At 70.0% G+C, this 3,951-nt stretch carries 4 protein-coding genes; 2 read left to right on the top strand and 2 right to left on the bottom strand.

The features are described 5' to 3' along the window. Window positions 1-713 (top strand): ribosome small subunit-dependent GTPase A (rsgA, locus tag ACN469_RS43455; RefSeq protein ID WP_498778290.1); only part of this gene is annotated, 713 nt, incomplete at its 5' end. Window positions 714-1,123: 410 nt separating this feature from the next. On the opposite strand, the gene ACN469_RS43450 is transcribed toward rsgA, so the two are convergent. Next, window positions 1,124-1,654: a hypothetical protein gene (locus ACN469_RS43450; RefSeq protein ID WP_498778289.1), complete on the bottom strand. Its 531-nt coding sequence runs from the start codon at window positions 1,652-1,654 to the stop codon at window positions 1,124-1,126. Between the two features lie 38 nt (window positions 1,655-1,692). Beyond that, on the bottom strand, window positions 1,693-3,345 hold the full coding sequence (locus tag ACN469_RS43445; RefSeq protein ID WP_498778288.1) for a hypothetical protein: 1,653 nt from the start codon (window positions 3,343-3,345) through the stop codon (window positions 1,693-1,695). 288 nt (window positions 3,346-3,633) lie between these two features. Here ACN469_RS43445 and ACN469_RS43440 point away from each other — a divergent pair. Further along, the coding region (locus ACN469_RS43440; protein ID WP_498778286.1) for a PAS domain-containing protein at window positions 3,634-3,951 on the top strand (318 nt) is incomplete at its 3' end.

Below are 3,951 nucleotides of genomic sequence, written 5' to 3'. Positions count from 1 at the left end.
GGAACTTCAATCCCCGCCGCATCGAACGCGCGCTCACCCTGGCCTGGAGCAGCGGCGCCGCCCCCGCGGTGCTGCTCACCAAGGTGGACCTCCACGATGACGCGACAGCGCTCGTCCAGGAGGTGGAGGCGCTCGCCCCCGGCGTCCCCGTGCTCGCGATGAGCTCATGGACCGGCGAGGGGCTCGACGCGGTGCGGGCGCTCATGCCCTCCGGCAAGACGGGCGCGCTGCTGGGCTCCTCCGGCGTGGGCAAGTCCACCCTCGTCAACCGGCTGCTGGGCGAAGAGCGCCTGGCCACCCAGGCGGTCCGCGTGGAGGATGACAAGGGGCGTCACACGACGACGCACCGCGAGCTGTTCCTCCTGCCCCATGGCGGACTGCTCATCGACGGCCCTGGGATGCGCGAGCTGGGGCTGATGGGGGACGAGGAGGAGGCGATAGAGCAGACCTTCGCCGACATCCTCGAGCTGGCCGACGGCTGCCGCTTCCGCGACTGCACGCACCAGAACGAGCCGGGCTGCGCCGTTCGCGCCGCCCTCCAGGCCGGAACGCTCCCCCCGGAGCGACTCTCGAACTTCGAGAAGCTGCAGCGGGAGAAGGCCTTCCAGTCGCGGCAGACGAGCCCCGCCGCGCAGCGCGAGCAGCGCAAGGTCGAGAAGGGCCGCACGGTGATGGGGTGGGAAAGCTCCCGCTCCAAGCGCCGCAAGGACTGAGCGCCCGCGCCGGAAAATCGCCCCGGAAATCCCTCGCTCAAGGATTCCCGCGCGTCGCGTTTGGATATTTCGAAAGGTGGGGACATCCGGGCAGAGCCGGGGTGTCCAAGGGGTTCAGACGCAGAGCGTCTGAAAGGCGGGTGGGGGGAGTGTCCGGGCGGCTTGCCGGCACTCGAGTTTTCGAACGCACTGCGTTCGAGGGGGGAACGAGGCGCGCCGGGGGGCTCGCCTCTGACCTTGCGAGGGGGCGCCCCTGGGGAGGGGCGTGGCTTCCGGAGGGCATGCCGAGGGGCGTGCCCGAGGTTGGACCGGAAGTTCGATTTTGAGCAGTCCATACGGCGGGGAGCGCGTCGAGGGGGCGCGCTCCCCGCGGTTCTTTTCAGGGCCTGGAGAGGCCCGCCGCGCGTGAGCTACCGCGCGCTGTCGGACGAGGGCATCAGCTTGATGGGCTGGCCGTCGTCCCCCGTCACCACTTCACCCTGGGTCTTCTGCTGCTCCGCGCTGGGCTTGCCCACGGAGAAGGTGGCCACCTTCGCCATCGGCGCGCCTCGGAAGGTGCCGCTGACGGTGACGACGAGGTGCGAGCGCCCGTCTCCGGGGGCGAAGTCCACGTCGAGCGTCCTGGTGGTGGCCTGCTCGAAGCGGGCTCCTCGCAGGGGCGTGGTGTCGCTCGTCACGCGCAGCCCGTCCACACCGGAGAGGCTCACCTGGACGTCGTCCGCGGGGCCCTGGAAGCGCAGGGTGATGGTGGCCTTGTCGCCGTCCACCTGGGCGTCCACCTCCACGGGCGCGCTGAGCTTGGCGGAGCTGGCCCCGCTCGCGTGCGACGAGGTGTCCGCCGAGCCGCTCCCGGCGGGGCTGCTCTTCGCCGGAGAGGTGCAGGCCACCGGCGCCAGGAGCGCGAGGAGGCCGGAGAGGACCGCGGGTGCGATGCGATTCATGAGAACTCCTGGGGGAGGCTGGAAGAGGCGAGGTCCGTTCATGGGCTGGTGATGGAGACGGAGTAGTTGTACGTGCCCGTGGTGCTCTTGAAGCCCGTCACAATCAGCACGTATTGACGGCCCGCCTGGCTGGAGAAGGTGAAGGACTCCGTGCCGCTGAGGAACCTGTCGGCGAAGCCCGCTTCGGTGCCCTGCTGGAGGGCCCGGATGGCCACGTCCTCGCTCGAGTTGGCGGAGATGTTCACCGTCCTGCCCGTGCCGTTGAAGACGTAGTACCGGTTCTGCTGCTGCTGGTTGGACGGCTCGCCGCCCGTGAGGGTGCCGCTGCCGCTGTACGGCAGGGACGCCACGTTCGTGTACATGGCCGCCAGCCGGGTATCGCCCTCGCCGAAGGCGGAGCGAATCGAGCCGATCTGATAGTGGGCCGCCAGCGTGTCCAGGGCCGCCGCGTTGACGCCCGGCTGCGCCTTGAGCCCGTGGATGAAGGAGCCGATGGTCGTCAGCGCGGGCGTCGTCTTCTGCGGTCCCACCAGCACGTCGTACAGCGTGCCCAGGCCGACGTTCACCTGGTCATACGAAGCCTCGGCCGCGGTCGACGCGTCGAAGATGTCGTAGAGCAGCCGCATGACGGTGAACTCCGAGAAGACGCCCGGCGTCGGGTCATCCGGGGAGGAGGGCGCCGTCTCCATGTTGAAGCCGAAGGCCGTCTGCCGGCCCCCTTGCCAGAGGGTGTCGACGTAGAGGGGGTCCGGCAGGAGGATGGCGGAGAGCGCGTTGCCGTAGCCCTCGCCGAAGGCGATGCGCGGGTCCAGCACGTCGCCGCCGGTGTGCGGGCCACCCGGGTTGTCCGCGCGGGAGAGGTTGGACTCGAAGAAGTGCCCCCACTCGTGAGCGATGACGTGGTCGTCGAACTCGTCGGTGTCCGCGCCCTCCTTGCCCAGCACGTAGATTTCATTCTCCGAGGGAGAGAAGTGCGAGGTGCCGATCTGCCCGGTGGAGGTGTCGCCGCTGCTGTTGCGCTCCCCGATGTTGTTCGGGCTCCAGTTCACCTTGAGCGGCGGAAAGGGGACCGTGCGCACGGCCAGGAAGGCCTGTGACGCGGTGTACATGGTGTCCAGGATGGCGAAGGGCGCGGCGACGCGCTGGGCCGCGTTGTAGGAGGAGCCCGTCCAGCCGTGGCCCGCATGCAAGTCCCTGCTCGTGGCGCCGCCGGTGATGGTGGCGGACACGGCCCAGATGGCGTTGCCCGCCGTGTTGTCCTCCACCTGGATGGACGGTGTGGTCGTCTTGGCCAGGGTCGCCACCGTCAGGTTGGCGCCGGTGCCCGCGGTGTAGGTGAGCTGGTAGCGCCCGTTCCCGTCCGTCGATGCGGTGCTGAGGATGACGGCGCCTCGCCTCACCTGGACGGTGGCGTTGCGCACGGGCCTCACGCTCGTCTGCGCGAAGGCCAGCGCGCCGCTGCCGGGGCCCGTGAGGGTGGCCGGGACGAAGTCGTACGTCACCCTGCCGCTGAGGGTGGCGGTGACAGGCGGGCCCGCATCGGGCTCGGGCTGCTCTCCCGCATCGGGCGTCCCTCCCCCGTCGGGCTTGTCGTCATTGTCATCTCCGGTACAGCCGAACACGGTGAGACTGAGCGCGAGCGCCAGCATCGCGCTGGTGCGGCCCCAGACCGATTTGCGAGACACGTACATTCCGTCCTCCCCCTTCCTGTCGCTTTCGATGGGTGGTGGGCATTCTCGGCGGGTCCTCCCGGAACATCAAACGCCCTGACGCGACAAGTCACCCTGGGACGCGGATTGTCGGGGAAGGGTGTGCACCCGGCGGAGAGCGTCCTGGCGCCCGGACCCGTCTTCGGGGCCTGGCGAGCAGGCCGACCTGGGACTGGGGTGTGGGTTGGCGGCGACGTGGGGCGCACGCATCGTTGACCCAGGTGTCGCGCGCGGGGGGCGAGCGACCCGCCGACTCATCGTCTCCTCGCCATGCCCTCTTCGAGCGACACTCCCTGCCTGCCCCTCCACGTCGGGAAGGGTGCGCCCGGCGAGGAGGACGAGTGCCTCTTCGAGGCCGTCGTCACCAGCATGGCGGAGGGTGTGACGGTGGCGGACACGCGCGGCCGGTTCGTCTTCGTCAACCCCACCGCGGCGCAGCTGCTGGGCGTGAGTGTCGAGGACACGGCCCTCTCCCAGTGGTCGGAGCACTACGGGCTCTTCCTCCCGGACCAGCGCACGCCCTATCCCCCGGAGGACCTGCCCCTGGCGCGCGCCATCCGGGGCGAGTCGGTGAGCCAGGTGGAGATC

It is taken from the genome of Corallococcus terminator, from assembly GCF_049194865.1.
In the GTDB taxonomy this organism is placed as follows: domain Bacteria; phylum Myxococcota; class Myxococcia; order Myxococcales; family Myxococcaceae; genus Myxococcus; species Myxococcus terminator_A.
This window is presented reverse-complemented; position numbering and strand designations above follow the sequence as displayed.